The organism is Succinivibrio sp., from assembly GCF_045124615.1.
In the GTDB taxonomy this organism is placed as follows: domain Bacteria; phylum Pseudomonadota; class Gammaproteobacteria; order Enterobacterales; family Succinivibrionaceae; genus Succinivibrio; species Succinivibrio faecicola.
In genome coordinates, this window is sequence record NZ_JBGVMC010000397.1 from 1 (window position 1) to 4447 (window position 4447).

4 protein-coding genes are annotated in these 4447 nt (G+C 35.3%); 2 read left to right on the forward strand and 2 right to left on the reverse strand.

From position 1 onward, the window contains the following. The coding region (locus ACJML3_RS10585; RefSeq protein ID WP_406023071.1) for a thiamine pyrophosphate-dependent enzyme at nt 1-838 on the forward strand (838 nt) is incomplete at its 5' end. Nucleotides 839-865: 27 nt separating this feature from the next. Then, entirely contained in the window at nt 866-2200 is a 1335-nt protein-coding gene (locus tag ACJML3_RS10590) for a phenylacetate--CoA ligase family protein (RefSeq protein WP_406023073.1), read from the forward strand. 52 nt (nt 2201-2252) lie between these two features. On the opposite strand, the gene ACJML3_RS10595 is transcribed toward ACJML3_RS10590, so the two are convergent. Beyond that, a complete protein-coding gene (locus ACJML3_RS10595; RefSeq protein WP_406023075.1) occupies nt 2253-3881 on the reverse strand; it encodes an AAA family ATPase in 1629 nt (542 codons plus the stop codon). A 210-nt stretch (nt 3882-4091) separates the two neighbouring features. Next, nucleotides 4092-4447 (reverse strand): hypothetical protein (locus ACJML3_RS10600; protein ID WP_406023077.1); only part of this gene is annotated, 356 nt, incomplete at its 5' end.

Genomic DNA, 4447 nt, shown 5'->3' on the forward strand with positions numbered 1-4447 from the left:
TAAAGCATGCGCAGGATGTGGTGGTTCTCTTGCAGTTAGAATTGCTCTTAAGATTTTAGGTAGACGCTCAGTTGCTGTTCTTCCTGCAGGTTGTATGTCAGCTGTTGGTTTTAATTTTCCTCAGCTTAGCTTTGCAAATAATGCAATTATCTCAACCTTTGCCGGTACAGCATCAATGATGACTGGTATTCAGGCAGGTCTTAAGGCTCTTGGTAAAACAGATTTTCAGGTTGTAGGTTTTGCAGGTGACGGTGGCACTGCAGATATCGGTATTCAGGCACTGTCAGGTGCAATAGACAGAAATGATGACATTCTGTACATCTGCTATGACAACGAAGCTTATATGAATACAGGTATTCAAAAAAGCTCACTTACACCGTTTGGTGCACGTACAACTACAACACCTGTTGGAAGCGTAATCAAAGGCAATCTTCACAACAAGAAGAATATGTTTGAGATTGTTGCAGCTCATGGTATTACATATGCTGCCACTGCATCAATTGGTTACCTTCCTGATTTTATGAAAAAGGTTGAAAAGGCAGCTTCTATTCGCGGCACAAAATATATTCATATTATTGCACCATGCCCAACAGGCTGGGGTATCAAGACTGAAGATTGTGTCGAAATAGCAAAAGAGGTTGTAGATTGCGGTTTATGGTACCTTGCTGAATTTGAAAACGGTGAATATAAGCTTAACCGCAAGATAAAAGAATTTTCTGATGTAGCAACATACATCAAAAAACAGGGGCGTTTCAAGCATCTGTCTGATGAGGATATTCAGTTGATAGAAGCTTCGCGCGATAAAAAATGGAATTATTTAAACAAGTACTTTAACTAGGAAAATACGAAAAGAGGTTAGCTACAAATGCCAATCAATGATTCAAAATATTGGGACGAACACTTAGAATGTATGCCAAGAGAAGAGCTTGAGGCAAATCAGCTTAAGGATCTAAAAGAGATTGTTCAGTTTGCTTATGACAATTCTCCATACTACAAGCGCTCATTTGATGAAGCTGGTGTAAAACCATCTGATATTAAGACTTTAAAGGATATCGAGAAATTCCCATTCATCAACAAGAAGACTCAGCGTGATACTCAGGGCGTAGGCTCTTTCTTGGGTGAGCTTTGTGCAGTAGATGAGAAGGATGTTGTATTTATTTCAACATCATCAGGCTCAACCGGTGTTCCAACAATTTCTCCATTTACACAAAAAGACTTTGATGAATTCCAGGATACAGAAGCCCGCTGGTTCTGGCAGGTTGGCATGAGACCTACAGATCGTTATGTTCATGCTCTGAATTTCTCATTATATGTTGGTGGTCCTGACGTAATCGGTGCTCAGAGAACTGGTGCTTTATGTATCTGGGGCGGTACTTTACCATCTGAAAGATTATTATGGGTATTAAAGACATATCAGCCAACAGTAATCTGGACTTCCCCATCATATGCATGGCAGTTAGGTGAAAAGGCTCTTAAGAGCGGTATCGATCCTAAGAAAGATCTGAACATCAAGAAAATCATCGTGGCAGGTGAGCTTGGTGGTTCTATTTCAGCAACTAGAAATGCTATTGAGGAATTATGGGGCGCACAGGTATATGACTTCTACGGTTTATCAGATATCTTCGGTGCCTGCGCTGCAATGTGTGAATACAAAGATGGTCTGCACATTGCTGAGAACCACATTCTTGTTGAAACTGTTGATCCTGCAACTGGTAAGGTATTACCTCCAGGTTCAAAGGGTGAGTTTGTGTTTACAACTTTAAGAAAGCATGCTCGTCCTCTAATCAGATTCCGTACCGGTGATATTGGCTGGATTGATACAAGTAAGTGTAAGTGCGGTAGAACTCATGGCAGAATCCATGTTTTAGGCCGTAAGGATGATATGTTCATTGTATCAGCTGTTAACGTATTCCCATCAGACGTTGAAGCAGGTATCCGTTCAATTTCTGGTATTACAGGTGAGTATTTAATCAGAATCTTTGAGAAGGACTTTACCTGCAAGTACTCAGTTGAGGTTGAGAAGAAGTTTGACAACTTAGATTCTGATGAGAATGTAGCAGATTTAGTTTCTAAGTCACTAAAGGCAAGAATCGGTGTTAAGCCATATTCAGTTGTTGTTCACAAGGACGGCGATCTGAATACACGTTCTGAGCATAAGTCAAAGCGTATTATTGACGAGAGAACTTCAAAGCCTGAATAATATTCAGCTTTCAAAAACAAGGGCGTGATAAACTCACGCTCTTTTTATATGATTAAACAAGTTCAAAATCACTGATTTTTCTGACAGTTGGATCAGAATTGTAAACAGCTGCAATTCTTAAAAGATCACTCTTTAATGGCAGCGTATTACCATAGTCTCGATTTCTAATCTGTTCTACAGCCTCTTTAAGTTTATTTTTTGCTTCTTTTTCATTTTTCGCAAATTTAAACTCAATGACAATTCTTCTATTTTCTCTTTCGATTTTTAAATCAGATCTTCCTTTTGATGAATGTGATTCGGAACATACATCAACACCAGCACCTAAAAGGTAGAGCATTATTAATGATTCAAGTGCATGTTCAGATTTAATCGGAAATTTATCATAGGCAATAGTATTTATTGCTTTATTGAATAACTCGATAATATCTCTAGCATTACCACAATCTAGAATATTCTCTCTTTTATCATTTCTGATTGATACGTTATCACAAAAGAAATTTAAAGAAATAAGCTGCAATAGCGCTTTATATATTTCTCTGTTTGGAATACCTAGGTCGATTTTAGATTCACCTGATGATAAAGATGAGCGTAATGTCAAATAACCAGTCTGGCACATCAGAACATTCTGATCAATGTTTAGTAGTGATGTTGGATTTAAAAAGCTGTTTGTAGAAACAGTAACTGTGCTATTTTCATCAAGATAATCAAAAGCTTTTAATTCGTGATCCTTTAGATAGTTTGCAAGTATGGATGGTATTCCACCATTTTCAAACCAATAATCTCCAAAAAATACTTCGCCAGATGATTTAACCTCCTGGAAAAAGTTATTTACAGACCAAGTTGAGAAAACTTTTTTCTGGTATTTCTTATCAAAACAATACCCATCATAGTAATAAGCAAGCTTATCGAGCAATGCTTCTATCATCAGATCATTTACTTTTTCTGTGCTAATTGAGTTTTCGTAAGCTGCTGTAAGTTTTATATATTCAATATAAAAATGCTTGATTTCCTCTCTTGTAAAACCAATAAGCTGAGAGTATTCGCTGTAATTTGAAATGTCTTTTATATCAGAGCCTGCAGAAAATATAGCGGTATCTTTTAGTCTTGTAACACCAGTAACAGCAAGAAACTTAATAGATGTATTACTTTTCATGATAGCATAAAGATTACGCTGTATTTCTCTGAATTTATCATAAAGTTCTGAATTAGTAATGTTTGCTGTTAGCTGTCTATCGTATTCATCAATAAGAATAACAACTTTTTTATCTTCTGCTTTTAGACCTTCTAATAGGTTATCCAAAGCAGTTGCAGGATCTGAATTTTGTTCATATTCAGATAGTTTGTGTTTTGATGCAAATCTGTTAAGAATTAGGACAAATTGTTTTTTAAAATCATCAATATCTGTGACAGAGCATTTTAAAAAATCAATTCTAAGAACAGGATATGTAGGTTCTGTCCATTTATCAAAGATCCAAGTATTTTTAAAATAAGGATTTACGCCATACTCATACAAAGTTCCTATGGTATCTAGTGTTAAGGACTTTCCGAATCTACGTGGTCTTGAGATGAAAACTTTCTTTTCATTTTTTAAGAGATTATAAATGGTTTCTGTTTTGTCTATATAAATGTAATTATCATCTAAAAAATCCGAAAAAGACCATGAATTGCTAATTGTTTTCATCCATTATTCTCCTATGCATATTTATATTATATATGATTAAAAATAGTTTTTGATACTGAATGGATAAAGGAATAATGCAATATTTGAGTGGATGATTAGGATCTAGTAAGTATATCGAATCAAAAATAAAGTCCGACAAAATCGGACTTTCTGTTATAGAGCATTGCGTAAAAATAACATGATGCTCAAATTGTTACACATTATCAATTATTATTGATTGTTTATAAGGTTGAATTTAGAACCATCACCTTCTTTTTCTGATGGATCTTCATCAACCATATCAAACTCTCCGAAAGCTTTTTTCATACTTCTTTCACAGAAACAATACAAATTACATGCTTTGAATGACTTATTGATATCAGCCTTAGATAGATCTCTAACAGAACATCCTTTTTCTTTTGCAAGGGCTTCTTTGTATTTTGTTAAGATTTCTTCATCATCGTAATTTATTGATGAATATAATTCTTCTTGTGTAAGTGTTCTTTCTGCCTGGTTCCAAAGTCCAACTCTATGTCTCATAATGTAGCTGTAACCATCAAATGCATAATCTGTAAGGACATCATTTT

What these genes read in the sequence shown, in the direction of transcription:
- ACJML3_RS10590 (WP_406023073.1), top strand. Translation starts at nt 866, where the DNA reads ATGCCAATCAATGATTCAAAATATTGGGACGAACACTTAGAATGTATG.
- ACJML3_RS10595 (WP_406023075.1), bottom strand. Translation starts at nt 3,881, where the DNA reads ATGAAAACAATTAGCAATTCATGGTCTTTTTCGGATTTTTTAGATGAT.